The 24,900-nt window shown below is 61.5% G+C and carries 23 protein-coding genes; 15 read left to right on the top strand and 8 right to left on the bottom strand.

Annotation, left to right across the window (positions count from 1 at the left end):
- Positions 1-8 precede the first annotated feature (8 nt).
- From HYP802_RS0102100 to pnp, 13 genes are all read left to right on the top strand, one after another.
- The gene (locus tag HYP802_RS0102100) at positions 9-1,037 is read left to right on the top strand and encodes a hemolysin family protein (protein ID WP_013950370.1); all 1,029 of its coding nucleotides are present in this window, start codon (positions 9-11) and stop codon (positions 1,035-1,037) included.
- Complete coding sequence (gene lnt, locus HYP802_RS0102095) at positions 1,037-2,674, top strand: apolipoprotein N-acyltransferase (protein WP_013950369.1); 1,638 nt, start codon at positions 1,037-1,039, stop codon at positions 2,672-2,674. Before HYP802_RS0102100 ends, lnt begins: the two co-directional genes overlap by 1 nt.
- A gap of 111 nt (positions 2,675-2,785) precedes the next feature.
- The gene (locus HYP802_RS0102090) at positions 2,786-3,250 is read left to right on the top strand and encodes a helix-turn-helix transcriptional regulator (protein WP_024275043.1); all 465 of its coding nucleotides are present in this window, start codon (positions 2,786-2,788) and stop codon (positions 3,248-3,250) included.
- Between the two features lie 200 nt (positions 3,251-3,450).
- Positions 3,451-4,656 carry a methionine adenosyltransferase gene (gene metK / locus HYP802_RS0102085; RefSeq protein WP_013950367.1) on the top strand — a complete coding sequence of 402 codons (1,206 nt, stop codon included), beginning with the start codon at positions 3,451-3,453 and terminating at the stop codon, positions 4,654-4,656.
- Between the two features lie 161 nt (positions 4,657-4,817).
- Positions 4,818-5,480, top strand: coding sequence for a tRNA (guanine(46)-N(7))-methyltransferase TrmB (locus tag HYP802_RS0102080; RefSeq protein ID WP_024275042.1), 663 nt, complete (start codon positions 4,818-4,820; stop codon positions 5,478-5,480).
- Between the two features lie 126 nt (positions 5,481-5,606).
- On the top strand, positions 5,607-6,248 hold the full coding sequence (gene rimP / locus HYP802_RS0102075; protein ID WP_013950365.1) for a ribosome maturation factor RimP: 642 nt from the start codon (positions 5,607-5,609) through the stop codon (positions 6,246-6,248).
- A 4-nt stretch (positions 6,249-6,252) separates the two neighbouring features.
- Positions 6,253-7,893 carry a transcription termination factor NusA gene (gene nusA / locus HYP802_RS0102070; protein ID WP_013950364.1) on the top strand — a complete coding sequence of 547 codons (1,641 nt, stop codon included), beginning with the start codon at positions 6,253-6,255 and terminating at the stop codon, positions 7,891-7,893.
- Positions 7,894-7,926: 33 nt separating this feature from the next.
- On the top strand, positions 7,927-8,637 hold the full coding sequence (locus HYP802_RS0102065) for an RNA-binding protein (protein WP_029670707.1): 711 nt from the start codon (positions 7,927-7,929) through the stop codon (positions 8,635-8,637).
- 11 nt (positions 8,638-8,648) lie between these two features.
- On the top strand, positions 8,649-11,477 hold the full coding sequence (gene infB, locus HYP802_RS0102060) for a translation initiation factor IF-2 (RefSeq protein WP_024275039.1): 2,829 nt from the start codon (positions 8,649-8,651) through the stop codon (positions 11,475-11,477).
- A 138-nt stretch (positions 11,478-11,615) separates the two neighbouring features.
- Positions 11,616-12,014, top strand: a complete 399-nt coding sequence (gene rbfA, locus HYP802_RS0102055; RefSeq protein WP_013950361.1) for a 30S ribosome-binding factor RbfA — start codon at positions 11,616-11,618, stop codon at positions 12,012-12,014.
- A 5-nt stretch (positions 12,015-12,019) separates the two neighbouring features.
- Positions 12,020-12,940: a tRNA pseudouridine(55) synthase TruB gene (gene truB / locus HYP802_RS0102050; RefSeq protein ID WP_013950360.1), complete on the top strand. Its 921-nt coding sequence runs from the start codon at positions 12,020-12,022 to the stop codon at positions 12,938-12,940.
- A gap of 73 nt (positions 12,941-13,013) precedes the next feature.
- Positions 13,014-13,412: a 30S ribosomal protein S15 gene (rpsO, locus tag HYP802_RS0102045; protein WP_280949184.1), complete on the top strand. Its 399-nt coding sequence runs from the start codon at positions 13,014-13,016 to the stop codon at positions 13,410-13,412.
- A gap of 175 nt (positions 13,413-13,587) precedes the next feature.
- Complete coding sequence (gene pnp, locus HYP802_RS0102035; RefSeq protein WP_013950357.1) at positions 13,588-15,786, top strand: polyribonucleotide nucleotidyltransferase; 2,199 nt, start codon at positions 13,588-13,590, stop codon at positions 15,784-15,786.
- A gap of 195 nt (positions 15,787-15,981) precedes the next feature.
- Here the strand turns inward: pnp and HYP802_RS0102030 are convergent, their stop codons facing one another.
- The 5 genes from HYP802_RS0102030 to fabA form a co-directional block, all read right to left on the bottom strand.
- Entirely contained in the window at positions 15,982-16,257 is a 276-nt protein-coding gene (locus HYP802_RS0102030) for a hypothetical protein (RefSeq protein WP_013950356.1), read from the bottom strand.
- 138 nt (positions 16,258-16,395) lie between these two features.
- Positions 16,396-17,241, bottom strand: coding sequence for an aspartate/glutamate racemase family protein (locus HYP802_RS0102025; protein WP_013950355.1), 846 nt, complete (start codon positions 17,239-17,241; stop codon positions 16,396-16,398).
- 74 nt (positions 17,242-17,315) lie between these two features.
- Positions 17,316-18,185 carry an enoyl-ACP reductase FabI gene (fabI, locus tag HYP802_RS0102020; protein ID WP_013950354.1) on the bottom strand — a complete coding sequence of 290 codons (870 nt, stop codon included), beginning with the start codon at positions 18,183-18,185 and terminating at the stop codon, positions 17,316-17,318.
- 133 nt (positions 18,186-18,318) lie between these two features.
- On the bottom strand, positions 18,319-19,551 hold the full coding sequence (gene fabB, locus HYP802_RS0102015) for a beta-ketoacyl-ACP synthase I (protein WP_013950353.1): 1,233 nt from the start codon (positions 19,549-19,551) through the stop codon (positions 18,319-18,321).
- Between the two features lie 64 nt (positions 19,552-19,615).
- Positions 19,616-20,140 (bottom strand): bifunctional 3-hydroxydecanoyl-ACP dehydratase/trans-2-decenoyl-ACP isomerase, encoded by a 525-nt coding sequence (gene fabA / locus HYP802_RS0102010; RefSeq protein ID WP_013950352.1) that lies wholly within the window; start codon positions 20,138-20,140, stop codon positions 19,616-19,618.
- A gap of 270 nt (positions 20,141-20,410) precedes the next feature.
- On the opposite strand from fabA, the gene irrA reads away from it, so the two are divergent.
- The gene (irrA, locus tag HYP802_RS0102005) at positions 20,411-20,848 is read left to right on the top strand and encodes an iron response transcriptional regulator IrrA (RefSeq protein ID WP_024275037.1); all 438 of its coding nucleotides are present in this window, start codon (positions 20,411-20,413) and stop codon (positions 20,846-20,848) included.
- 67 nt (positions 20,849-20,915) lie between these two features.
- On the opposite strand, the gene HYP802_RS0102000 is transcribed toward irrA, so the two are convergent.
- Positions 20,916-21,404, bottom strand: coding sequence for an SH3 domain-containing protein (locus HYP802_RS0102000; protein WP_244421074.1), 489 nt, complete (start codon positions 21,402-21,404; stop codon positions 20,916-20,918).
- Between the two features lie 284 nt (positions 21,405-21,688).
- Between HYP802_RS0102000 and HYP802_RS0101995 the strand changes: the two genes are divergently transcribed.
- Positions 21,689-22,687: a D-glycerate dehydrogenase gene (locus HYP802_RS0101995; RefSeq protein ID WP_013950349.1), complete on the top strand. Its 999-nt coding sequence runs from the start codon at positions 21,689-21,691 to the stop codon at positions 22,685-22,687.
- A 25-nt stretch (positions 22,688-22,712) separates the two neighbouring features.
- Here HYP802_RS0101995 and HYP802_RS0101990 read toward each other — a convergent pair whose 3' ends face one another.
- Both HYP802_RS0101990 and moeB read right to left on the bottom strand, forming a co-directional pair.
- Positions 22,713-23,939, bottom strand: coding sequence for a site-2 protease family protein (locus HYP802_RS0101990; protein ID WP_024275036.1), 1,227 nt, complete (start codon positions 23,937-23,939; stop codon positions 22,713-22,715).
- A gap of 115 nt (positions 23,940-24,054) precedes the next feature.
- Positions 24,055-24,891, bottom strand: coding sequence for a molybdopterin-synthase adenylyltransferase MoeB (moeB, locus tag HYP802_RS0101985; protein WP_013950347.1), 837 nt, complete (start codon positions 24,889-24,891; stop codon positions 24,055-24,057).
- Positions 24,892-24,900: the final 9 nt, after the last annotated feature.

Here is a 24,900-nt window from a genome sequence, read left to right as displayed (position 1 = left end):
TTCAACCCATGACCATGACTGACAACACACAAGATAAGCCTCTGTCCGACAGTTTAGCCGACGAGGCTCGGGCATTCGGTTCCCTGGGCTGGCTTCACCTGCTGCGGTCGAAGCTGGGCTTGGTGGTCCCGCAGAACGTTCGCGACGCGCTCGAAGGCGCGTTGAAGACCGGCGGCACCGACAATTTCACGGAAGCCGAGCGCAAGATGCTGGAGCGGCTGCTCCAGTTCGGCTCAAGCCGTGTTGCTTCGCTGATGGTCCCGCGCGCCGACATCACGGCGCTCGATGAGAACGAGCCGATCTCGGAGCTGCTGCAGACCTTCAACGAGGCAGGTGTCTCGCGCATCCCGCTGTTCCGCGAGACGCTCGACGATCCGCGCGGCATGATCCACATCAAAGATGTGCTGCGCTGGCTGATGGCCGAAGCGACCGGCCAGTCGTCGAAAAACGGCAAAGTCGATCCCGACGCTCCGGTGCCGATGAACCTGTTCGACCTGCGCGCCATCGACCTCAACAAGCCGATCACGACTGTGAAGATCCGCCGGCAGATCCTCTACGTTCCGCCGTCGATGCCGGCCGTCGATCTTCTCATCCGCATGCAATCGACGCGCATCCATATGGCTCTCGTCGTCGATGAATATGGCGGCACCGACGGCCTCGTCACCATCGAGGACTTGGTCGAGCAGGTCGTCGGCAATATCGAAGATGAACATGACGACGACGACGAAACCAACATCGTCGTCGATCCGAAACTCGGCATCGTCGCCGTCGCCCGCACGCCCATCGAAGAGCTTGAGAAGCATCTCGGCGTGAAGCTTGTGCCGGACGACGAAGAAACCGACGTCGATACGATTGGCGGCCTCATCTTCTCGATGCTCGGCCGCGTGCCGGCGCGCGGTGAGCTGATCCGCCACCCGACCGGCGTCGAGTTCGAAGTTCTAGACGCCGACCCGCGTCGCGTCAAAAAACTGAAAATCCATCCGCCGCGTCCGCCTCTGACCAACACCAAGTCGTTGCCCGAAGCGCCGAAGGCGTGATGGACGCTGTCCCAGCCATCGCGCCGGAACAACCGCCGCTGATCGCGCGTATGCGCGAGAAAATCATGGCGCTCCGCGGCTGGCGGCGCGCGCTACTTGCAATAGCGGCAGGCGGCCTTTCGGCCTTGGCGTTCGCGCCGATGTTCGTGACGCCGATTCTATTTCTGACGCTTCCCGTCTTCATCTGGCTGATCGACGGCAGCTCGAATTGGCGACGTGCCTTTAGCGCCGGCTGGCTGTTCGGCTTCGGATATTTCTTCTGCAATCTCTTTTGGATTGGAGAAGCGTTCCTCGTCGAAGCCGATAAGTTTGCGTGGCTTTTGCCCTTCGCGATTACACTCCTCCCGGCCGGACTTGCGCTGTTCTGGGGCATCGGCGGTGCAGCGGCGCGACTGTTTTGGAGCGACGGCCTTTCGCGTGTTTTCGTCTTTGCCATCGCACTCTCGATCGTCGAATGGCTGCGCGGACATATTCTGACGGGCTTCCCCTGGGACCTGCCGGGCTATGCGCTGACCTATCCGTTGCCACTGATGCAGAGCGCGGCACTGTTTGGCGCCTATGGATTGACGGCGATTGCGCTGTTTGTCTTTCCCGCTCCGCTCGTCGCCCTGAGCGACAAGCGCAAACACTCGACCCTGCGTACCGTCTCGACCGCGTTGCTTCTCGCCATCGCGCCGATCGGCCTGCTGTGGGCTTACGGTGTCTGGCGTCTGCAATCGCCGCAAGAGTTCGTGCCGAATGTAAAAATGCGCATCGTGCAGCCGAGCGTTCCCCAGCGCGAAAAATGGATGGCGGAGTACCAGCGCCGCATTTTCGATGATCACGTCGCGCTGTCGCTGACGGACCCATCCGGCAAAATGGATTCGCTTCAGGGCATCACGCACGTCATTTGGCCCGAAGCGGCGATGCCCTTCTTCCCGCTTGAAGCCCCTGTCGCGCTCGACATTCTGGCGAATATCCTGCCGCCCGGCACGACGCTGATCACCGGTGCGCTCCGTCACGATCCGACGCTGCCGCCCGGTTCGCAGATCACGCGCGAGACCCGCACGCTCAACAGCATTCTGGTGCTGAACGAGAAGGCCCAGCCGATTGCGACCTACGACAAAACCCATCTGGTGCCGTTCGGCGAGTACCTGCCCTATGAGAAAACGCTCTCCGCCATCGGCATCGAAAAACTGACGCAGGGCCGCGGCTCCTTCGCCACCGGCCCCGAGCCGCGACCGCTGATGCACATTCCCGGCCTGCCCCCGGTTCTAGGCCTCGTTTGCTATGAAGCGCTCTTTCCCGGGAATGTCGTTCAGGGCCACGAGCATCCCGGCGTCATGATCAATGTGACCAACGACGGCTGGTTCGGCGAGACGACGGGACCGTATCAGCATTTCCATCAGGCCCGCGTCCGAGCCGTCGAAGAAGGCGCTCCGCTCGTTAGGGCCGCCAATAATGGGATATCGGGCGTCGTCGATCCCTTCGGCCGTGTCCTGGTGTCCCTTGGCCTCGATGTCCGTGGCCAGATCGACAGCACCCTGCCGAAAGCCGTGCCGCTACCCCCCTATGCGCGCCTCGGTGACTGGCTCCTTGCCGCTATTCTCGCGCTTTTTGCCGTCTTGGCTGCCGGGCTCAGGAAAAAAGGCCGTTAATCAAAGTCTTGAAGTCAACTTGTCGCGGAAGCGCTCGGTCATTGACGCCTTGCGCCCGTGCACCTACGAAGTGCAAAGCCTTTGCCTTTGGAACTGCTGGCTGTACGAGTGATGGTGGATCAAATCTCTATCGAAGACGATTCGAGCGAAGAGGCCCCGAAGGGATCTCGCCGCGCTAACCCCATGGATGTCCATGTTGGATCACGCGTCAGGTTACGGCGCATGCTTCTCGGCATGAGCCAGGAAAAGCTTGGCGAGCATCTGGGACTGACGTTCCAGCAGGTCCAGAAATACGAAAAAGGCGTCAATCGTATCGGCGCCAGCCGCCTCTTCGACCTCGCCAAGGTCTTGGGCGTCCCGGTTCAATTCTTCTACGACGAAGCCCCTTCCGGCGCCCAAAGCGCCGGCGCTGCGACGCCGGGCTTCGCCGAACAACCCGACGAAAGCTATGTCGTCGATTTTCTCGGCACCCGCGAAGGCCTCGAGTTGAACAAGGCTTTTGCCCGTGTCACCGATCCGAAAGTTCGCCGTTCGATTGTCGAACTCGTTCGCGCGCTTGCTGGCGAGGAAAGCTGAAGCCTTGCTGTTTTATGACGGATTGGCTCGCCTCCGATAAAACGGAAGGGCGCTAGGTCGCGGCCCATTTCGCGTCTCTCGGCGCACCTCGGCTTGACCGGGCGCAACAAGATTGCGACAACCCGGCGCCTTTCGTCGGTTTGAAATCCGCACAGTGTTGCGGCGTTCGTCCCGCAAATCTTCAAAACATGGGGGCCAAAGTGGCGCGCAAGTCCTTCCTTTTCACAAGCGAATCCGTCTCCGAAGGCCATCCCGATAAAGTCTGCGATCGTATTTCCGATGAGGTCGTCGATGCGTTCTATCGCGAAGGCGCGAAGGAAGGGCTCGATCCCTGGACGATCCGCGCCGCCTGCGAAACACTCGCCACGACCAACCGCGTCGTGATCGCCGGTGAATCGCGCGGCCCCAAGGGCATCACTGTCGCAGCCATCGAAGACCTGACCCGCAACGCTATCAAGGATATCGGCTACGAGCAGGACGGCTTCCACTGGGCCAACTGTAACATCGAAGTTCTGCTGCACTCGCAGTCGGCCGATATCGCAGCCGGCGTCGATGCTCAGCAGCCGACGAACCAGGAAGAAGGTGCGGGCGACCAGGGCATCATGTTCGGTTATGCCTGTAACGAGACGCCGGAACTGATGCCGGCGCCGATCTACTACGCGCACAAGATCCTGTTCGATCTTGCGGCCGCACGTAAAGGCAAGGTCGGCGACGCCGCAAAGCTCGGCCCCGACGCCAAGAGCCAGGTCACCGTCCGCTACGAAAACGGTAAGCCGGTCGGCGTGACGCAGATCGTCGTCTCACACCAGCACATCGTCGAAGACCTGAGCTCGCGCCAGGTTCGCGAGATCATCGAGCCCTACGTCCGCAAGGCACTTCCTGAGGGCTGGATCGGCAAAGACTGCATCTGGCACATCAACCCGACGGGTAAGTTCTTCATCGGCGGCCCCGATGGCGACACCGGTCTCACCGGCCGCAAGATCATCGTCGACACCTACGGCGGCGCGGCTCCCCACGGCGGCGGCGCGTTCTCCGGCAAGGACCCGACCAAGGTTGACCGCTCGGCAGCTTACGCAGCCCGCTATCTCGCCAAAAACGTTGTGGCGTCCGGCATTGCCGATCGCTGCACGATCCAGCTCTCTTACGCCATTGGCGTCGCCAAGCCCTTGTCGATCTACGTCGACACCTACGGCACCGGCAAAGTCGATGAAGCCGTCATCGAGAAGGCTCTCGGCGAGGTCATGGATCTGACGCCGCGCGGCATTCGCAACCAGCTCGACCTCAACAGGCCGATCTACGCGCGCACCGCGGCTTACGGTCATTTCGGCCGCCACGCCGAAGCTGACGGCGGCTTCTCGTGGGAGCGCACCGACCTCGCCGATAAGATCGCGAAGGCCGTCGGCTAAAGCCGCACGCACGAATTGAGTTTCGGAAAACGGCTGCGAAAGCGGCCGTTTTCTTTTACCGGATTTTGTTTCAACTAGCGCCGCATCGGCGCGCGGAATGCGTATCGCCAATGCCGACGCAAAAGCCTGCAAAAGCCGCTGTTTTCTTCTGGTAACGCATCATGTCTGACAGCGAACACGAGCTAAGATCGTTTGGACGGCGCCGCGGCCGCAAACCGAGCGCGCGTCAATCGGCACTGCTTCTCCATGATCTTCCGCGCCTCTCGTTCGATCCTGCCGCCCCGCCCGAAGGCTTTGAGCAGACATGGCTCGAAATCGGCTTCGGCGGCGGTGAGCACTTGCTCTGGCAGGCGCGGCACAATCCGGGTGTTGCGCTGATCGGCTGCGAGCCGTTCGAAGACGGCATGATCAAGGTCCTGACGGCCGTCACCGAAGAGAATTTGAAAAATATTCGCCTGCACATGAACGACGTGCGCGACATCCTGCGCGCCGCTCAGTCAAACAGCATAGATCGCGCCTTTATCCTGTTTCCGGACCCCTGGCCGAAACGAAAGCACCGAAAGCGCCGCTTGGTTAATACTTCGTTACTGGCGCTGCTCGCGAACGTGATGCGCCCCGGCGCGGAGCTGCGTATCGGCACCGATATCGGCGACTATGCCCGCACGATGCTTGAAGCTTTCGCCCACGAACCGCGCTTTCTCTGGCAGGCCACGAGCCCCGAAGACTGGCGCATTCGCCCCGCCGATTGGCCCGAGACGCGTTACGAAGCAAAGGCCGTTCGAGAAGGCCGCAAACGCTATTATTTCCGATTTCTGCGGGCCTGACGCCGCCGAAGCCTTGCGCAAAAGGCCAAAGTCGCCTATTTAGCTGCTATTCCAATAACACGACGCACTGATTGGAGAGTGGACCGCAGGGCCCGCTCCGAACGGACTTTAAACTCAGGAACGCCATTGCAAGACACGGTTGCCAACGATCAGGATCAGGCTTCGCCTGCAGAAAACGCCGATACGACGCGTTTTTTGCGCGAGACCGGCATTGCGGCTGAAATTGCTGCCATTGTCGAGCCGGTGCTTGCCGATCTCGGCTTCCGCTTGGTGCGCGTGAAAATTCAGGGCGACGGCCGCGACCGCATCGTGCAGTTGATGGCGGAACGGCCAGACGGCTCGATCACGGTCGATGATTGCGAGGCGATCTCCAAGGGCGTTTCTCCGGTCCTCGACGTCGCCGACCCAATCTCCGGCGCCTATCGGCTCGAAGTCTCCTCGCCTGGCATCGACCGTCCGCTGGTCCGCCCGAGCGATTTCGAAGACTGGTCCGGCCACGAAGCCAAGATCGAGCTGAAAGAAGCCGTTGACGGCCGCAAGCGTTTCAAGGGCATCCTTGAAGGCTTCGAAGACGGTGAGGTCCGCATCAAAGCCGATACCGGCGAGCAGGGCATTCAGCACTTAGGGCTGCCCGTTCATCTCATTTCGGATGCCAAGCTCGTTTTAACCGACGAATTGATCCGCGAAGCGCTGCAACGCGCCAAAGAGCGCCATTCAACCCGGCCCGGCGACGGCGCCGAACTCGACGAAGACGATCTGGAGGATTGATCCCATGGCCATGGCAGGCATCAGTGCCAACCGCCTTGAGCTTCTGCAAATTGCAGACGCCGTCGCCCGCGAAAAGACGATCGACAAGAAGATCGTCATCGAGGCGATGGAAGACGCCATCCAGAAAGCCGCGAAGTCGCGTTATGGCGCGGAAAACGACATCCGCTGCGAAATCGATCCGAAGACCGGCGAAGCCAAGCTGACGCGCGTACTCGCCGTCGTCGATGAAGTCGAGAACGACGCCACACAGATTACCGTCGAAGACGCCAAGAAGCGCAACCCCGATGCCAAAGCCGGCGACATGATCGCCGAAACGCTGCCGCCTCTCGAATTCGGCCGCGTTGCCGCTCAGAACGCCAAGCAGGTTATTGTCCAGAAGGTGCGTGAAGCCGAGCGCGACCGCCAGTTCTCCGAATTCAAGGACCGCACCGGCGACGTCATCAACGGCACCGTGAAGCGCGTCGAATACGGCAACGTCATCGTCGATCTGGGCCGCGCCGAGGGCATCATCCGCCGCGATGAGATGATCCCGCGCGAAAACGTCCGCCTCGGCGATCGCATCCGCGCCTACATCTATGAAGTCCGCCGCGAACAGCGCGGACCGCAGATTTTCTTAACGCGCGCCCGCCCCGAATTCATGTCGATGCTGTTCCGCGCCGAAGTGCCGGAAATCTACGATGGCGTGGTCGAGATCAAATCGGTTGCCCGCGATCCTGGCTCCAGAGCGAAAATCGCCGTCATCTCGAAGGATTCCTCGATTGATCCGGTCGGCGCCTGCGTCGGTATGCGCGGCGCTCGCGTCCAGGCTGTCGTCAACGAATTGCAGGGCGAGAAGGTCGACATCATCCAGTGGAACCCGGATGCTGCGAGCTTCATCGTCAACGCGCTTGCACCGGCCGAAGTCACCAAGGTCGTGCTCGACGAAGATTCAAACCGCATTGAAGTCGTCGTTCCCGAAGCCCAGCTTTCGCTCGCGATCGGCCGTCGCGGCCAGAACGTGCGGCTGGCCTCGCAGCTCACCGGCTGGGACATCGACATCCTGACCGAGCAGGAAGAAAGCGAACGCCGCCAGAAGGAATTCGCCGAGCGCACGCAGCTTCTCATGGATTCGCTCGACGTCGACGAGGTCATCGCACAGCTTCTCGTCACCGAAGGCTTCGCGACGATCGAAGAAGTCGCCTACGTCGACATCGCGGAAATCGCGCACATCGAAGGCTTCGACGAGAACACCGCCGAGCAGATCCAGAGCCGCGCCCGCGAATACCTCGAACAGCAGGAAGCCGAACGCGATGCCAAGCGCCGCGAGTTGGGCGTTGCCGACGACATGGCCGAAATCCCCGGCATCACGACCGCGATGATGGTCGCGCTCGGCGAGAACGGCGTCAAAACCGTCGAAGACTTCGCCGATTGCGCGACCGACGAACTGATCGGCTGGACCGAGCGTAAGAAGGAAAAAGACACCGAGCCAGTTCGCCACAAGGGTTATCTCGACGGCTTCGAGCTGTCGCGGACCGACGTTGAAAACATGATCATGGCGGCGCGCGTGCACGCCGGCTGGATCAAGGCCGAAGATCTCGAACAGCCCGCCGAGGGCGAAACCGAACCCGACGCTGCTGATGCCTCCGGCGTCAGCGCCGAAGGCTAACAGGAATGACCGGAAGGACGACAAACGCGCGTGATGGCGAAGCGGCAACAACGGTTGATGCTGGACGACACGGAGCTAGATTCCGGCGTCGGACCAGAGCGCCTGTGCGCCGTCACGCGGGAAAGCCGTGACGCGAGCGGACTGATCCGCTTCGTCCTGTCGCCCGACGGCATTGTCGTTCCCGATCTCGATCGCCGCTTGCCAGGACGGGGTGTCTGGGTTGGTTGCGACAGAAAGCTGGTGGAAAAGGCCATCTCGACGCAGGCCTTTTCAAAAAGCCTTAAAACGAAGGCCGAAGCACCCAGGGACCTTGCAGATCTCGTTGACGCTCTTATCCTTAAGCGCGTAACCGGAACGCTGTCGCTGGCCAATAAGGCTGGGCTCGCAATCGCCGGTTTCGAAAAGGTTTTTGCGGCTCTTGAGAAGGGGCCGGTCCGCGCCATCCTGCATGGCGCCGATGCTGCCGCCGACGGCTGCTCGAAAATTGATCGAAAATACAAGGCTATTCAGGCAGATCGTGGCCAACCGGCTGCCATCGTCAATGTTCTGACGATAGCGCAAATGAGCTTGGCCATTGGGCGCGGAAGTGTGGTACATGCTGCGCTCATACCCGGAGGACTGTCGGATCGGTTTCTGGAGGAAGCGGAGCGGCTTACCCGCTACCGGCGCTCCACGATTGAAGCCGCCCCCGAAACCGCCACTGGGGCGGCCGACGATATTTCTGAACTTTCTAGTGAAGGCTGAACGGATAACGCATGACGGATTCGAACGACCAGACCGATAAGACCATCCGGGTCGGAGCGCGAAAGCCGCTATCGCTGCAGCGAACGGTCGAGTCTGGCCACGTGCGGCAAAACTTCAGCCACGGGCGATCGAAATCCGTTGTCGTCGAGAAAAAGAAGACTCGGCGATTGGGATCCGAGGGCGAGGGCACTGCGCCTCCTGCTCCCAGCGCTGTGACGATCGAGAAATCGCAGGCACCGCATCGCGTGCCCCCGGCACCGCCGAGCCAATCGTCTGGTGACCGTTCCGCTGGCCGCGTCCTTTCGAATGAGGAACGCGCCGCACGCGAGCGCGCGCTGGCCGCTGCACGCGCCGAAGATACGAGCCGCGTGCCGGAAGCTGAGCCGGTCCGCTTCGAGCCCGTCGTTCGTCCGCCCGAGCCACAGCCGCGCGCCGAGGAACGGCCGCAGACGGCGCCGAGCGCACAGCCCACAGTGGCCGCAAGCGTCGCTCCCGCCGCACAGGCGCCCGAACAAGCTGCAGCACAGGCATCAGCTCCGGCCGCAGCTGCCGCTCAGCCCGCTTCCGCACCGACACCGCCGCCTGCCGGACGCGGAAACGCGCCGCAGCGCGAGCCACGCCATGAAGGCCGCCGCGATGGTGGTGGTCGCGACGGTGGTCATGCGCCGCGCGGCGATGGCGGCCGTCCGCAATTCAACCGCGGCCCACGTCCGTCGGGCAACACCGCATTCATGCCGCGTGAAGCCGGTCGCCCGCGCGAGATCGAGCTGCCGATCCCGGCCCGCCGTGGCGCGTCCGCAGGACCGACCGATGCGACGACGATTGAAAAGCCGTCCCGCCCGGCGCGTCCCCCGGTCGTTCGCGAGCAGGTCGAAGACGATGATGCTCGCAAGCGCGGCCCCGGCGGCGTCAAGGTTCCGCGCCCGGCCGTCAAAACCAACGATGATGGCCGCCAGCGCCAGAAGCTGACGATCACAAACTTCGATCGCGAAGCTCAGGTCCGCTCGCTCGCATCCTTGAAGCGCAAGCGCGAGAAGGAAAAGCTGAAAGCCATGGGCATTCAGCAGACGCGCGAAAAGATCGCCCGCGAGGTCGTCATTCCTGAAGCCATCACGATTCAGGAACTCTCCAACCGTATGGCCGAGCGCGCCGTCGACCTCATCAAGTACCTGATGCAGCAAGGCGCGATGCATAAGATCACCGACGTGCTCGATGCCGACACGGCTGAGCTGATCGTCCAGGAATTCGGCCACACATCGAAGCGCGTTTCTGAATCGGACGTCGAAATCGGTTTCGTCGGCGAGAAAGACGTTGACGATTCCTCGCTCGAATCGCGCGCGCCGGTCGTCACGATCATGGGTCACGTCGACCACGGCAAAACGTCGTTGCTCGACGCCATCCGTCAGGCCAACGTCGTCTCGGGCGAAGCTGGCGGCATCACCCAGCATATCGGCGCCTATCAGGTGACGGCGCCCGACGGCGACAAGATCACGTTCATCGATACGCCAGGCCACGAAGCGTTCACCGCCATGCGTGCACGCGGTGCCAAGGTGACGGATATTGTCGTGTTGGTCGTTGCCGCTGACGACGGCGTAATGCCGCAGACGGTTGAAGCCATCAATCACGCCAAGGCTGCGAACGTGCCGATCATTGTTGCCATCAACAAGATCGACAAGCCGCAGGCTGATCCTAATCGCGTCCGCACCGAGCTTTTGTCCTACGAGATCGTGGTCGAAAGCATGGGCGGTGAAACGCTGGAAGTGCCGGTCTCGGCGCTCAAGCACACCAACCTCGATAAGCTGCTCGAAGCCATCCGCCTTCAGGCCGAAATTCTCGACCTCAAGGCCAACCCGAACCGCACGGCCGATGGCGTCGTCATCGAAGCCAAGCTCGAGCGTGGCCGTGGTCCGGTCGGCACTGTTCTTGTTCAGCGCGGCACGCTGCACGTCGGCGATATCATCGTCGCCGGTACGGCCTGGGGTCGCGTCCGTGCACTCCTCAACGATCACGGCGCCAACATCCAGTCGGCTGGTCCCTCGGTTCCCGCAGAGGTCCTGGGCTTTGACTCGGCACCGGAAGCTGGCGACCAGTTCGCGGTCGTCGAAAACGAAGCCCGCGCACGCGAGCTAACGGATTACCGCGTCCGCAAGCGCCGCGAGACGCTTGGCTCTGCTGGCACCAAGAGCACGCTTGAGCAAATGATGCAGCAGCTCAAGGACGCTGGTCGCAAGGAATTCCCGCTCGTCGTCAAAGGCGACGTGCAGGGTTCTGTCGAAGCCATCGCTGGTGCGCTGAAAAAGGTTGGCAACGAGGAAGTCGAAGCTCGCCTCGTACACTCCGGCGTCGGTGGCATCACCGAGTCCGATATCGCGCTGGCGGCTGCGGCGAAGGCCGTCGTCATCGGCTTCAATGTCCGCGCCAACGCGCAGGCGAAGCAAGCTGCCGACGCAGCCGGCGTCGAAATCCGCTATTACAACATCATCTACGATCTCGTGGATGAAGTGAAAGCGGCGATGTCGGGCCTTCTTGCTCCGACCCGGCGCGAGGTCTTCCTCGGCTACGCCACGATCAAGCAGGTCTTCAACATTTCGAAGGCAGGCAAGGTCGCCGGTTGTATCGTTACCGAAGGCAAGGTCGAGCGCGGCGCCAAGGTCCGTCTGCTGCGCGACAACGTCGTCATTCACGAAGGCACGCTTGCGATCCTCAAGCGCTTCAAGGATGACGTCAAAGAAGTTGTCTCCGGTCAGGAATGCGGCATGTCCTTTGCGAACTACCAGGACATTCGCGAAGGCGACCAGATCGAGTGCTTCCAGGTCGAGACGATTGCTCGATCGCTCTAAGCATTTAACCCAAGCGATCCCGCGCGATTATTCATCGCGCGGGCTTGTGCGGATGTAACACGATCCGCTACTCACTCGATCCAGTAACCTATTTCTATCAAGAGGCCGCGCGCGGTCCCATCCCGCGGCGGATAACAAATGGCAAAGAAACCAGCCCCATCGGGCGCCAAAGGCCCGTCGCAGCGCATGTTGCGCGTCGGCGAACTGATCCGTCACAAGCTTTCCGAACTGCTCTCTCGCGGAGAAATCCACGACGACGTGCTGGCTTCCCACGTCATCACCATTCCGGAAGTGCGTCTCTCGCCGGACCTGAAGCTCGCAACCGTCTACGTCATGCCGCTCGGCGGCAACGACGTGAAGCCTGTCATCGAAGCCCTCACGCGGAACAAGAAATACATCCGCGCCGAAGTCGCGCACACGCTGAACCTGCGTTATGCGCCCGACCTTCGCTTTCGCGAAGACGAAACCTTCGAAGAAGCAACCCGCATTGACCGCCTTCTCGATAGCGAGCGCGTTCAGCGCGACATCAAGAAATAACGAACATGGCACGACGCAAAAAAGGCAACGCCGTTCACGGCTGGCTCATTCTCGACAAGCCGATCAACATGACCTCGACGCAGGCTGTTGGTGCGGTTCGCCGCGCCTTCAACGCGCAAAAGGCCGGACACTCCGGCACACTCGATCCGCTCGCAACAGGCATCCTCCCGATCGCGCTCGGCGAAGCCACGAAAACTGTATCGTTCGCGGTCGATGGCGAAAAAGCCTATCGCTTCACCGTGCGTTGGGGCGCTGAAACGGAGACAGACGACACCGAAGGCGCCGTCTCGAAAACGAGCGACAAGCGCCCCGAGCGCGCGGAGATCGAAGCTCTGCTGCCGCGCTTTCACGGCGAGATCATGCAGGTGCCGCCCGCCTATTCGGCGATCAAGATCGATGGCAATCGCGCCTACGATCTGGCGCGCGACGGCGAAACGGTCGTCCTTGAACCGCGCCCGGTCGTGATCGAGAGCCTGAAGCTCGTCGACATGCCGGATGACGCAACAAGCGTATTCGAAGCCCGCTGCGGCAAGGGCACCTATGTCCGCGCCCTGGCCCGTGATCTCGGACGACTGATGGGCTGCTATGGCCACGTCATCGCGCTCCGGCGTACCGAAGTCGGCCCCTTCGACGAAGCTCGCGCCATCAGCATGGACACGCTCCTCGCGGCCGCGCAGTCGGAAGATCCGGGAGAGATCGCCAAGTTGCTGCTGCCCGTTGAGGCGGCCCTCGCCGATCTCCCCGAGCTGCTCGTCTCCCAAAGCGACGCCGCCACACTCGCGCGCGGCCAAACGGTCATCATTCGCGGCCGTGACGCACCGATCATGACCGGCCCCGCCTACGCAACCTCGAAGGGTCGCCTGATCGCGCTCGGCGAGCTTGCCAAGGGCGCGCTGCACCCGACACGGGTCTTCAATCTCGGCTAATTTTCGTTAATTCCTTGAAGAAAATCACGAAATTTCCCGCGAAATCCGCCTCGCCTTTGGCTGAGGTTCGTGTATAAGTAGCGCACCCGCGCGGGCCTCGTTCCCGCGCGGCTTTCGTTTGCGACCCCGCTGGACGACATCCCGGCCGTGGCCGCTGATCTCAAACTCCCAATTTCGAAAGGAGCATTCGATGTCGCAGATCGCACCTCACCGCCGTGAGGCCAAGACGGCTGTCATCAAAGACAATGCCACGAAGTCCAACGACACCGGCTCGCCGGAAGTCCAGATCGCCGTCCTGACGCATCGCATCAACGAGCTGACCGAGCACTTCAAGGCGCACAAGAAAGACAACCATTCGCGCCGTGGCCTGCTCAAGATGGTCAGCCAGCGCCGCCAGCTCCTTGACTACGTCAAGGCCAAGGACAACGCCCGCTATCAGAAGATCATCGAGAAAAACGGCATCCGCCGCTAATTGCGCGCTCGCAAGAGCGTCCAAGACAGGACGGGCCCCGATGGCCAGTCACGCGATCTACTGAACAAGAAGAACGTCGGCGCCTCGATCGGTGCCGGCGCGATACGCGCTCTCCCGGCATGAGGCCGTTTGAGCTGACCGACCGAACAGAAAAAGCGAAAACGAAAGATCAAACATGTTTGACATCCATCGCGTCGAAATCGACTGGGGTGGCCGCAAGCTGAAGCTTGAAACTGGCCATTACGCCCGCCAGGCAGACGCCGCCGTCATGGCGCAATATGGCGACACCACGGTGCTCGCAACCGTCGTCGGCGCCCGTTCCGCCAAGCCCGGCATCGACTTCTTCCCGCTGACCGTGAACTATCAGGAACGCACCTACGCAGCCGGCAAGATCCCTGGCGGCTACTTCAAGCGCGAAGGCCGTCCGAGCGAAAAGGAAACGCTGGTTTCCCGCCTGATCGACCGTCCGATCCGTCCACTCTTCGTCGACGGCTTCAAGAACGAAACCCAGGTCGTCGTGACGGTCATGTCGCACGACCTCGAAAACGATCCCGATATTCTGGGCATGGTTGCAGCCTCCGCTGCGCTGACGCTCTCGGGCTTGCCGTTCCTCGGCCCGATCGGCGCTGCGCGCGTCGGCCTCATCGGCGGCGAGTTCGTGCTGAACCCGATGATCGACGAGATGGCGGAAACCGCTCTCGACCTCGTCGTCGCCGGCACGACCGACGCCGTGATGATGGTTGAATCGGAAGCCAAGGAACTTCCGGAATCCCAGATGCTCGAAGCCGTCATGTTCGGCCACAAGCACATGCAGCCGGTCATCCAGGCGATCATCAAGCTCGCCGAAAAAGCCGCTAAAGAGCCGTGGGATATCAAGATCGCCGACAAGGCGAAATACGCCGCCGACGTCAAGAAGATCGCCGAAGCGAAGCTGAAGGAAGCCTTCTCCACCAAGGAAAAGGGCAAGCGTCAGGACCTCGTTTCGGAAGCCAAGAAGGCGATCACCGAAGGCATCGCCATTCCGGCTGACGACCCGAACGAGAAAGTCCTGCTCGGGGACGCGTTCAAGTCGCTCGAAATGGACATCATGCGTGGTGACGTCCTGAAGACGAAGCGGCGCATCGACGGCCGCGATCTCAAGACGGTTCGTCCGATCCTCTCGGAAGTCCACGTTCTGCCGCGCACGCACGGTTCGGCGCTCTTCACGCGCGGTGAGACGCAGGCGCTCGTCGTCGCAACCCTCGGCACGGGGGAAGACGAGCAATTCATCGACAGCCTCGAAGGCACGAAGAAAGAGCGCTTCCTGCTTCACTATAACTTCCCGCCCTACTCGGTCGGCGAAGTCGGCCGCATGGGTTCTCCGGGCCGCCGCGAAATCGGCCACGGCAAGCTCGCTTGGCGCGCCATCCACCCGATGCTGCCGAGCCAGGAAGAGTTCCCCTATACGCTCCGCGTCGTCTCCGAAATCACCGAGTCGAACGGCTCCTCGTCGATGGCGACGGTCTGCGGTTCGTCTCTCGCGCTGATGGACGCCGGCGTGCCGCTGAAGTCTCCGGTGGCTGGTATCGCGATGGGCCTGATCAAGGAAGGCGATGACTTCGTCGTCCTCTCCGACATCCTTGGCGACGAAGATCACCTCGGCGACATGGACTTCAAGGTGGCCGGCACCGATAAGGGTGTTACGTCACTGCAGATGGACATCAAGATCACCGGCATCACTGAGGAAATCATGCGCGTCGCTCTCGAGCAGGCGCATGAGGGCCGTATCCACATCCTCGGCGAAATGTCGAAGGCGATCACGGGTGCGCGTTCCGAACTCGGTGAGTTCGCCCCGCGCATCGAGACGATCAAGATCCCAGTCGACAAGATCCGCGAAGTCATCGGCTCGGGCGGTTCGGTCATCCGTGAAATCGTCGCGGAATCGGGCGCTAAGATCGACATCGAAGACGATGGCACCGTGAAAATCGCTTCCGCCAACCGTGAATCGATCGAGAAAGCCCTCGACCGCATCCGCGGCATCACTTCCGAACCCGAGGTCGGCCACATCTACAAGGGCAAGGTCGTGAAGGTCATGGAGTTCGGCGCGTTCGTGAACTTCTTCGGCGCGAAGGACGGCCTGGTCCACATCTCGCAGCTCGCGCAGGGCCGTCCCGAGACGGTCGGCGAAGTCGTGAAGGAAGGCCAGGAAGTCTACGTGAAGCTTCTTGGCTTCGACGATCGCGGCAAGACGCGTCTGTCGATGAAGATCGTCGATCAGGCGACCGGCCAGGAAATCCCGCGCGCTGAAGGCGAGCCGGAAGAAGTCTTCGAGAGCCGTCCGCCGCGCCGCGAAGGTGGCCGTGGCGGTCGCGGTCCGCGCCGTGAGCGCGGCTAAGCCCTCGCCTCATTGCTGAAATGACGAAAGCCGCCGGAACCCGCAGTCCGGCGGCTTTTTTTACCCCGCCTGATCTCTCGAACGGCCATCCTAGGTGATGCCGCTTGCGGGCCTAGAACTCGGAGGAGAAGCCACTTCCCCGCTGTATCGAGCTCCCGCTCGCGACACCTCGTCCGGGATGACAACTGCGCCGGATCAATACCAGCGGCAGCGGCGAATACCCCAGCTATTGCGCCAGCATTTGCGCGCAGTGCACTGCACACGGCCGACGCCCGGCACCCACTTGTGATAGCCGCCGATGCCCCATCGGCAGCGATTCCAGTAGCCCACTTTTTGAACCGTAGCCCCCTGAGCAGCAGCCACGGCCTTCAGGCTGCCGACGGCTACGCTCGTATTCGCGATGCTTGGTCCGCTTGCAAACATCAGCCCCGCAGCGATCACCATGGCAGCGAACGGAAACTTTGTTGTCATCGGGCCTATCCCTCTCCCCTATGCCTTCGGCACCCCGCCGGAGTTGTAGACACCATGACGTCTACCAGCGGGGAACTATTCCGCCAACGGATCAATGACAAATAACCCGCGAAAATGTCGCAGCGTTGCACGGACGCTTCAGGCCTTGGCGAAGGCAGGGACGTCGGGCCAGAAAACCCGGGCTTTCTCGCTGACGTCCTGAGGGTCACCTGTTGTCAACAGCGTGAGCTTTCCCCGTTCATCGCCGTTGAGGTAATTCGACCGCCGCGCCAGATAATCCTCGAAACTGTCGGCCACGACTTCAGGCTGGGAAAGAATGCGCGTAAACGGCGGCAGATATTTCCGGAACAGATGCTCAACGAGCGGGAAATGCGTGCAGCCGAGAATAGCGCGATGCGGCGGCATGTTGCCGTTGCTGGCAAGCATCGCCTCGACGCCCTCGCGAACGAGCGCATCAAGCTCCGCTTCCGGCCGTTTCTGCTCGATGGCGCCCGCAAGCTCCGAGCAGATCTGCTGCACGACCGTGACCTTCGGACAGCGCTTGCGGATCTCTTCCGGATAGACGCCCGACGTGATCGTCCGCGTCGTGCCGAAAACGGCAATCGTGTCGGTGTTGTACTTCTGCGGATATTGCGGCGACGTCACCGCCCACGGCGTCTGTGTTGCGCCTTCGACTGTCGGCGCGACGATGCCGAGCACATTGTGTCCGCCTGCCCAGCGACTGTCCGGTAGCCACTCCTGCTGCAATCGTCGAAGCGCCACCGCCGTCGCCGTGTTGCAGCCCAGAAGCGCGAGCTTGGCGCCGCGCGCAAACAGCTCTTCGACACAGTCGCGCGTATAGCCGACGATGGCTTCCGACGCCTGATTGCCATAGGGGACGTGGGCGTGATCGGCGAGATAGACGAAATCGACCGTGTCGAAACGCGCAACGAGCGCGCGAAGCACCGTCAGTCCACCCAGCCCTGAATCAAACACCCCGATCATGGCCGGAGTGTTTGCGACGGCGAATTGTGAACGTCAACCGGGCCGACGATCGCCCGATGCCAGACGTGCGGATTTTACTCCGCCGCAGCCGACGGCGATGCGCTGGCGGGCTTGGCCTCAGCGTCCTGTTCTTTCAGGCTCTGCAGCGACGGCATCGACACGGTGTTATAGCCGCAATCGACGAAGTGAACTTCGCCCGTCACGGCGCCCGACAGCGGCGACAGCAGATAAAGCGCCGAACCCGCCACTTCATCGAGCGTCGGCGTGCGCTGCAGAGGCGAGTTATCGCGCTGGAAATTGAAGATCACGCGCGCATCCGAAACGCCAGCGCCCGAGAGCGTGCGCATCGGACCGGCCGAGAGCGCATTGACGCGAACGCCCTGCGGTCCGAAATCCGCTGCGAGATAGCGCACCGAAGCCTCAAGCGCGGCTTTCGCGACGCCCATGACGTTGTAAGACGGCACCCAGCGCGTCGCACCGCCATAAGACAGCGTGATCAGCGAGCCACCGTTCGGCATCAGCGCCGAAGCGCGCTTCGCGATCTCAGTGAACGAGAAGCACGAGATCACCATCGAGTTGATGAAGTTTTCGCGCGTCGTGTCGGCGTAGCGGCCAGCAAGCTCTTTGGGATCGGAATAGGCCAGCGCGTGCACGACAAAGTCGATGCTGCCCCACTCGTCCTTGATGCGATTGAAAACGCGATCGACGCTTTCGAGATCGAGAACGTTGCATTCCTCGATGATCTTCGAGCCGATCGACTGCGCCAGCGGCACAGCGCGGCGCCCGAATGCGCCACCTTGATAGGTGAATGCCAGCTCGGCGCCTTGACCGTGAAGGACGCGGGCAATGCCCCACGCGATCGAACGGTCGTTGGCAACACCCATGATGAGGCCACGCTTGCCGGCCATGATCGGGCCGGGCTTAGCGATATCGATGTCGGTCATAGGAAGCCTCGTTTTGTCACCAAAGGTACGCCCGCGTACGTCAAACCAGCCTGAACCACGCTTATATACTCTCATCGCTCTCAACCGTTCGCCGCTGAGCAGTCCTAGCGGCGACCAGGAAAGCATCGGTTAATCAGGCATCATGCCGGCAGAAAATGAGAGTGGCATTGGTGCCGCCAAAACCGAAGCTGTTCGACATCACACAGTTAAGGCTGGCGTTGTCGATACGACTGCGAGCGATTGGCACATCAGCGAACGCCGGGTCAAGCTCGTCGATATTTGCACTTTCGGCGATGAAGCCATTGTTCATCATCAGCAGTGAGAAAATCGCCTCTTGCACACCAATAGCGCCGAGCGAGTGCCCTGTTAACGATTTGGTAGCCGAGATAGGCGGGATTTTATCGCCGAAGACGGCCCGGATGGCGTCGATTTCCTTGGCGTCGCCGACCGGTGTGCCGGTTCCGTGCGGATTAATATAATCGATCGTGGGCAAGCCCTTACCGTCGAACCCTTTCATGGCGAGGCGCATGCAGCGCTCCGCACCTTCGCCGGACGGTGCGACCATGTCATAGCCGTCGGATGTCGCGGCGTAGCCCTTGAGTTCGCCGTAAATCTTGGCTCCGCGAGCCTTGGCCCGTTCCAGCTCTTCAAGCACCACGACGCCCGCGCCGCCCGCGATCACGAAGCCGTCCCTGTTCTTGTCGAACGGCCGGCTGGCCCGCTCCGGCGTGGCGTTGAAGCCCGTCGACATCGCACCCATGGCGTCGAATAGGTCCGACAGCGTCCAATCGAGTTCCTCGCAGCCGCCTGCGAACATGATGTCCTGCTTGCCCCACTGGATCATTTCGGCAGCATTGCCGATGCAGTGCGAGCTGGTCGCGCAGGCCGACGCGATCGAATAGTTAACGCCCTTGATCTGGAAAGCGGTCGCAAGCGCGGCCGACGGCCCCGAGCACATGCCTTTAGGCACCTCGAACGGGCCGATCTTCTTCGGACTGCCGGTCCGGAGCGTCGTCTCCGCCGCCTCGACGATGGCCTTCGTAGAAGGTCCGCCCGAGCCCAGAATGACGCCCGTGCGCTCATTCACCACATCCGACGGCTCAAGGCCCGCATCGCGAATGGCCTGATCCATCGCGATCCAGTTCCAGCCGACGCCCGCGCCCATGAAACGCTTCGGCTTGCGCGGCACCATGCTTTCCCAGTCGATATGGGGCGCGCCATGGACCTGACACTTGAAGCCAAGCTCAGCGTATTTCTCGGCGCGAGAAATGCCGGACTTCGCCTCTCTCAGCGAAGCAAGAACTTCCTGAGTGTTGTTCCCAATCGAGGACACAACACCCATCCCAGTCACAACTACGCGCCGCATGCGCTCCTTCACTCCTGCGGTTCCTGCTGCCGCCCACCCTGGCAACCGGGCCCTAGGGCCACGCTTAAGGGCCTTCGCTCGACTTGAGTAGGACCCTCAAGTCCTTGGCTGTGTATATCACTTCGCCGTCGGCTTTCAGGACCCCGTCAGCCTCGGCGAGCTTCAGCTTTCGAGCAATAACCCGCTTGATGTCTATGATATATTCAAGCTGCTTCACGTCCGGCGTCACTTCGCGCGTGAATTTCACCTCGCCGACGCCTGACGCCCGGCCCTGCCCCGTAAGTCCGAGCCAGCCCAGAAAAAATCCGGTCAATTGCCACAGCGCATCGAGACCGAGACAGCCGGGCATGACCGGATCGCCCTTGAAGTGGCAGGCAAATAACCAATCCAGGCGCTCGTTTCCGGCGACTTTGAGTTCGGCAACGATCTGACCCTTGCCGTGTGCGCCGCCCGTCTCCGAAATCGACGCGATCCGGTCGACCATCAGCATCGGCGGCAGCGGCAATTGGGCATTTCCCGGCCCGAACAGCTCCCCACGGCCGCAAGCGAGCAGATCATCGAATTCGTAACTAGAACGGCGTTCTGCCATGTATCCCCTCGTTTCATGGCCGATAGTGTCGTGTACGTGCACAATATGCTCCGGCCGTTCAAGATCAGCGGGTCCTAACACACGCTTGGCCGAGCGCCTAGCATGACCAGCCGGTGCGTGTAACAGGCCAAATCCCCGCCTCAAAGCCGTTTTGACCGCAAGTTGCGGGTTTTCCGGCAAGTGACTATACTCAGATCTTCGAAGCACGTTGCATCACGGGCGATTCTTGCGATCGAACGTGGTGACGCCAACACGGTTCTGCAAACGGAAATGTCCGAGAAATCTCCGCTCGATATGGAAACCGGGATGCCGGCAAACACCTCCGACCTCCTCCGAAAGGCGGGTCTGCGGCCAACGCGCCAGCGCATGACGCTCGGCCGTTTGCTGTTCGAGGGCGGTGACCGTCACGTGACGGCAGAGCAGCTTCATGCCGAGGTTGCAGGTCTCGGAGAGCACGTCTCGCTCGCGACCGTGTATAATACCCTGCACCAGTTCAAGCGCGCGGGTCTCCTGCGCGAGTTGGCAATCGAGGGGTCGAAGGCCTACTTCGACACCAACACCTCCAACCACAATCATTTCCTGCTCGAACCCAACGGCGAGCTGATGGATATCGCCGGCGACGCGATTTCAGTCGAAGGCCTGCCCGAGCCGCCCGAAGGCATGAAGATCACGCACGTCGACGTCGTCGTGCGCCTCGCGAAAATCTAACCGCGGCGAATAGTCGGCAAAGCCCAACCGCGCTGGCGGCGCTTGGGCTTTTGCATCAGCGCGTCCTTTATTTGAAGGTCTCGCCCTCGTAGACGCCCCAGAGCTTCTTCTGCTCTATGTAGCCGCTGTACTGATCGACGGTCACGCGGCACCAGCGGCCGTCGCAGGAATGCAGATCGGCGATTACGCCGGCTTCCACCTTGGCGACGACGCCCGACCGTGAGCTGTCGCTGGCCATGATCGGCACCAGCGGCGACGATCCGGATTTTCGCTCCCAAGGCAGCACGAGCCCGGTTCTCCGGCCCGACAGCAGCGACTGCAGCACCCAGCCCGTGACCCCGTCCGAATCGCGAACTTCGCGCCACGTCTCGAATTCCTTGATCACTTCGACCGGCAGCCCGGCCCGGCGATAGACCCAGCCAGTGGGATAGTCCGTCCCTGGGCCGTTCCTGAGGTTTACGCGATCCGATTTCAAACTGACGAAACGCGGAACCGGCAGGCCGCTGCCGGTCACAGGCGGCGAATCGTCGGCCTTTGCCGGTACGACGGCCGACATTGCCGCAATCGCCACGGATATGGCCGCAACGGCAAGCCTAACCCGCGAGACCGCAAGCGGAATTCGTCCGCGCTTGGGATTTGTGATGGCGAATTCAGTCATTTGGAATAGCTCGTAGCCCCCGCGTTCGAGCATGGATCGATGCATGCCCGGCAGTGGGGCGTCTGCTATTTGATTTCAGGACTTTGTCTTAGCAAAGGCCATCTGATAGACACGGGGCCGCACTTTCTCAAGCGGCCCAGTCATCTCGTCCAAAGCCGCATTTTTCAAGCCATGGGAAACGAATGCCGACGTCCCCCAAGAAACCTGTTGTTGTTGTTACGCGGAAACTCCCCGATGTCGTCGAGACGCGGATGTGCGAGCTGTTCGACACGCGTTTGAATGTCGACGACAAGCCGATGAGCCACGCTCAGCTCGTAGAAGCCGTGAAGACCGCCGACGTCCTCGTTCCGACCGTCACCGACCGCATCGACCGCTCGGTCCTGACCCAGGCCGGACCGCGGCTGCGCCTGATCGCGAACTTCGGCACTGGCGTCGATAACGTCGATCTCGATACTGCGCGTAACCGCGGCATCCTTGTCACCAATACCCCAGGCGTACTGACCGAAGACACCGCCGACATGACGATGGCGCTGATCCTCGCGGTTCCGCGCCGTCTCGCGGAAGGCGCCGCCTACATGCGCGATCCCGCAACGACGTGGACGGGCTGGTCGCCGACCTGGATGCTCGGACACCGCATTTACGGCAAGCGCCTCGGCATCATCGGCATGGGCCGCATTGGTCAGGCGGTCGCCCGCCGAGCCAAGGCGTTCGGCTTGCAGATCCACTATCACAACCGCCGCCGTGTCATGGAAGAGGTCGAGGAAGAACTCGAGGCCACGTATTGGGAAAGCCTCGATCAGATGCTGACGCGAATGGACATCATCTCGATCAATTGCCCTCACACGCCAGCGACGTACCATCTGCTTTCGGCGCGCCGTCTGAAGTTGATGAAACCATCGGCTTATCTCGTGAACACCGCGCGCGGCGAAGTCGTGGATGAAAACGAGTTGGTCCGCCTGCTGGAATCGGGCGCCATCGCCGGCGCCGGTCTCGACGTGTTCGAGCACGAACCGGCCGTCAATCCACGCCTGCTCGCATCGAACCGCGTCGTCGCGCTTCCGCATATGAGTTCGGCCACGATCGAGGGCCGCATCGACATGGGTGAAAAGGTGATCATCAACATCAAGGCCTACTCCGACGGCCACGCGCCGCCCGACCGCGTCCATCCGGCGATGCTCTGACGCAATCTCTCTCGCGCGGGCGGCCTCAAGAACCGCCCGCGACGAGCGCCGTAGTCCAGATGCGCTCCGCCACGCCGATATAGAAAAGCAATGTCGCGCCGTAGCCGCAGACGAGCCACGCCATCTCCCGGCGTGTCAGTGGCATCACCTGGTTGAGTGCATACGTCTGCTTCGATAAAACGCCAGGCGCAATCAGCAGAATGAGCGCCATCAAAAGGTAGTCGCCGAACCAGGCGGCGAGTCCGACACCGACAAGCAGCAGTGCGCCATGGATCGAACGTGCCCCACGCGGCGACAGGCGCGACGTCAACGCCTGCAATATCCGGCCGCCGTCGAGAGGCAGGATCGGCAGCAGGTTCAAGCCGTTCACCACCGCACTCAGCAACACGAGGTCTGCAAGAAACGGATCGTCGTTTTGCAACGACAGCCAGAGGAAAAGCCCCGTCGTCAGCATGCTGCCCGCCGGTCCCATCAGCGCCACGAAACCACGCACCGCTTCGCTTTTGCCGAAACCCTCGCCGACCGCCACACCACCGAAAAACGGAATGAAATAAATTCCGCGTACGGGAATGTCGACCCAGCGCATTGCCAGCACATGCCCAAGCTCATGCAGTAACACCACGAGCAGCAAAATCACGGCGGTCGACATATCGAAAAGCGCTGAGAAGCTCGCAAACGTCAGCGCCCCGGTAATAACCGCGCTCGTCAGTTGATCGCCAAAATTGCGCCCGCGCCGTCCCGCGCGAGCCTCCGCAGTTCGCTTCAGGCTGTAGAGACTGCGCAAGACTGTCAGCGGCATTAACAGCCGCGTCGAAATCTTGGTGTGCGTCAGCTCGCAACATTCCGTGATGACCGATTGCCGGTCGTCGCCCGCAACGGCAACAGCGCCGATGTAATCGTCGCCGACCCGATAGATCGGATCGCATTCATCCGTCAGCAGACGCAACGTCATCGCTTCGCCCGGTGTCTCCGCCAGGATCTGGTAAGCGAATTTGAGCCGCTTGTCGTTGTACTGACAGGTTCCCGTAAACACGCCCGGACGCGCTGGATCGGGCTCGGTATCGAGCTCCATCGGCGGCGGCCCTTCGAGCTTGATCTTGTGCGCCGAGACGACATTCCACGCCACTGTCTTCGGCGCATCGACGAAGCGCGAAACCTCATAGATCCGCCGCTTCGTGCCAACGACAAGATCGAATGGCACCCTGAGCAGTTCTATGATCAGAAAGAGAAGATTCTGCAGAAGAGGTAACACGCTGCGACCTCGCAATTGACGCTGGCTCTTTTATCGCGAGCCACGCCAGGTACGCAAACGATTGGAAGGAACGGGCCTTTAATTGCGCGCGACAGTGGTCAGCACGGAGACGGGGTCACTCGGCGGCGCAGGCCGAATTCTGCGACGCCCGGTGCGAAGACAGATCGACAATCGTCGGCTGCTTGCCTGACAGCGGATTGTCCGGATCCCAGGCGATGGCGACGACCTCGAAGCGCGCCGCGAGCGCGTCATAGATCAGCAATCGCCCCGCCAGACTTTCACCGAGACCAAGAATTTCCTTCACCACTTCCGTCGCCTGCAGCGTGCCGACGACGCCGGCAACCGGACCGAGTACGCCCACCTCTTCGCAGTTGGCGACAAGCCCTTGCGGCGGTGCCTCGGGAAAGAGACAGCGCAGTGTCGGATATGGCTCTCCCTCGGCGTTTCGCTCGTAAGGCTTGAACGTCGAGACATAACCGTCGAACGATCCGAGCGTCGCATAGACGAGTGGCCGCTTGGCGAAATAACACGCGTCCGCCACGAGGTAGCGTGTCGCGAAGTTGTCCGAGCCGTCAGCAATGATGTCGTAGTTGGAAATCAGCGCAATCGCGTTATCGGCATTCATGCGCTCCGCATGCGTCTCGACCGTGACGAGTGGATTAAGACGCAGCATCGTATCGCGTGCGCTCTCGACTTTCAGTCGCCCGGCGTCCTCGGTGCGATGCGCGATCTGACGCTGCAGGTTGTCGATTGAAACGGTGTCGTCGTCGACGATGCCGATGGTGCCGATACCCGCCGCCGCAAGATAGGTGACGACCGGCGAACCAAGTCCGCCGGCACCAATAACGAGAACACGCGCGCCCTTCAGCTTCTGCTGTCCAGGCGCACCGACATCACGCAGCACAAGGTGACGCTTGTAACGCTGCACCTCTTCGGACGTGAGTGTCGCCATAAGAACCTC

The sequence above is a fragment of the Hyphomicrobium sp. 802 genome (assembly GCF_000526135.1).
In the GTDB taxonomy this organism is placed as follows: domain Bacteria; phylum Pseudomonadota; class Alphaproteobacteria; order Rhizobiales; family Hyphomicrobiaceae; genus Hyphomicrobium_B.
This window is presented reverse-complemented; position numbering and strand designations above follow the sequence as displayed.

Bases quoted from the DNA above. Each gene is read 5' to 3' on its own strand.
- HYP802_RS0102025 (WP_013950355.1), bottom strand. From the start codon at position 17,241: ATGATCGGGGTGTTTGATTCAGGGCTGGGTGGACTGACGGTGCTTCGC.
- infB (WP_024275039.1), top strand. From the start codon at position 8,649: ATGACGGATTCGAACGACCAGACCGATAAGACCATCCGGGTCGGAGCG.
- moeB (WP_013950347.1), bottom strand. From the start codon at position 24,891: ATGGCGACACTCACGTCCGAAGAGGTGCAGCGTTACAAGCGTCACCTT.
- HYP802_RS0102000 (WP_244421074.1), bottom strand. From the start codon at position 21,404: ATGTCGGCCGTCGTACCGGCAAAGGCCGACGATTCGCCGCCTGTGACC.
- irrA (WP_024275037.1), top strand. From the start codon at position 20,411: ATGTCCGAGAAATCTCCGCTCGATATGGAAACCGGGATGCCGGCAAAC.
- HYP802_RS0102100 (WP_013950370.1), top strand. From the start codon at position 9: ATGACCATGACTGACAACACACAAGATAAGCCTCTGTCCGACAGTTTA.
- fabB (WP_013950353.1), bottom strand. From the start codon at position 19,551: ATGCGGCGCGTAGTTGTGACTGGGATGGGTGTTGTGTCCTCGATTGGG.
- HYP802_RS0101995 (WP_013950349.1), top strand. From the start codon at position 21,689: ATGCCGACGTCCCCCAAGAAACCTGTTGTTGTTGTTACGCGGAAACTC.
- lnt (WP_013950369.1), top strand. From the start codon at position 1,037: ATGGACGCTGTCCCAGCCATCGCGCCGGAACAACCGCCGCTGATCGCG.
- nusA (WP_013950364.1), top strand. From the start codon at position 6,253: ATGGCCATGGCAGGCATCAGTGCCAACCGCCTTGAGCTTCTGCAAATT.
- rbfA (WP_013950361.1), top strand. From the start codon at position 11,616: ATGGCAAAGAAACCAGCCCCATCGGGCGCCAAAGGCCCGTCGCAGCGC.
- HYP802_RS0102065 (WP_029670707.1), top strand. From the start codon at position 7,927: ATGGCGAAGCGGCAACAACGGTTGATGCTGGACGACACGGAGCTAGAT.
- truB (WP_013950360.1), top strand. From the start codon at position 12,020: ATGGCACGACGCAAAAAAGGCAACGCCGTTCACGGCTGGCTCATTCTC.
- fabA (WP_013950352.1), bottom strand. From the start codon at position 20,140: ATGGCAGAACGCCGTTCTAGTTACGAATTCGATGATCTGCTCGCTTGC.
- HYP802_RS0102090 (WP_024275043.1), top strand. From the start codon at position 2,786: ATGGTGGATCAAATCTCTATCGAAGACGATTCGAGCGAAGAGGCCCCG.
- fabI (WP_013950354.1), bottom strand. From the start codon at position 18,185: ATGACCGACATCGATATCGCTAAGCCCGGCCCGATCATGGCCGGCAAG.
- pnp (WP_013950357.1), top strand. From the start codon at position 13,588: ATGTTTGACATCCATCGCGTCGAAATCGACTGGGGTGGCCGCAAGCTG.
- HYP802_RS0102030 (WP_013950356.1), bottom strand. From the start codon at position 16,257: ATGACAACAAAGTTTCCGTTCGCTGCCATGGTGATCGCTGCGGGGCTG.
- HYP802_RS0102080 (WP_024275042.1), top strand. From the start codon at position 4,818: ATGTCTGACAGCGAACACGAGCTAAGATCGTTTGGACGGCGCCGCGGC.